The following is a 1,181-nucleotide window of genomic DNA, read 5'->3' as shown; positions in this document are numbered from 1 at the left end:
GATCGAGGGGCTGGCCCGCCGCCTCGTCGTGGGCATGGAGACCCTCGGCTGGGCCGCCGACTCCGTCGACGCCGTCGTCGAGGAGGTCACCGGCCGGGCCGTGTCCGACGTCGCCGACGTGCTGCGCTTCGCCGCCCGCGAGGTGGTGCCCCGCCTGGCGCGTACCACCGACGAGATCGACCGGGTCCTCGCCGCGCTCGACGGCCGGTTCGTGCCGCCCGGCCCGTCCGGCTCGCCCACCCGGGGCCTGGTCAACGTGCTGCCCACCGGGCGCAACTTCTACTCCGTCGACCCGAAGGCCATTCCCAGCCGCAACGCCTGGGACGTCGGCGTCGCCCTCGCGGACTCGCTGCTGGCCCGGCACCTCGCCGACACCGGCGGGTACCCCCGCTCGGTCGGGCTCACCGTGTGGGGCACCAGCGCCATGCGCACCCAGGGCGACGACATCGCCGAGGTGCTCGCCCTGCTCGGCTGCCGCCCCACCTGGGACGACCGGTCCCGCCGGGTCACCGGCGTCGAGGTGGTGCCGCTGGCCGAGCTGGGCCGGCCACGCGTCGACGTCACCGTCCGCATCTCCGGGTTCTTCCGCGACGCGTTTCCACACGTCGTCGCGCTGATCGACGAGGCGGTGCGTCGGGTCGCCGCCCTCGACGAGCCGGCCGGGGAGAACTTCGTCGCCGCGCACGTCGCCGCCGACCTCGCCGAGCACGGCGACGAGCGCCGGGCCACCGCCCGCGTGTTCGGCTCCAAGCCCGGGGCGTACGGGGCGGGGCTGCTGCCGCTGATCGACGCCCGCAACTGGCGCAGCGATGCCGACCTCGCCGAGGTGTACGCGGTCTGGGGCGGCTACGCGTACGGCCCCGGCCTGGACGGGCGGGAGGCCCGCGCCGACATGGAACGCTCCTTCGCCCGCATCGCCGTCGCGGTGAAGAACCAGGACACCCGCGAGCACGACATCGTCGACTCCGACGACTACTTCCAGTACCACGGCGGGATGGTGGCGATGGTCCGCCACCTCACCGGCGTCGCGCCGGCCGCGTACGTGGGGGACTCGGCGATGCCGCACGACGTGCGCACCCGCACCCTCGGTGAGGAGACCCGGCGGGTGTTCCGGGCCCGCGTGGTGAACCCGAGGTGGATCGCCGCGATGCGCCGGCACAAAACTACAAGGGCGCGTTCGA

The 1,181-nt window shown here is 74.6% G+C and carries 1 pseudogene; it reads left to right on the top strand.

Going from position 1 to position 1,181, the window contains the following annotated elements:
- Nucleotides 1-1,181: pseudogene (locus tag MCAG_RS02145) on the top strand (cobaltochelatase subunit CobN); the annotation flags it as partial.

Origin of the sequence: Micromonospora sp. ATCC 39149 (assembly GCF_000158815.1) — a bacterium.
In the GTDB taxonomy this organism is placed as follows: domain Bacteria; phylum Actinomycetota; class Actinomycetes; order Mycobacteriales; family Micromonosporaceae; genus Micromonospora.
This window is presented reverse-complemented; position numbering and strand designations above follow the sequence as displayed.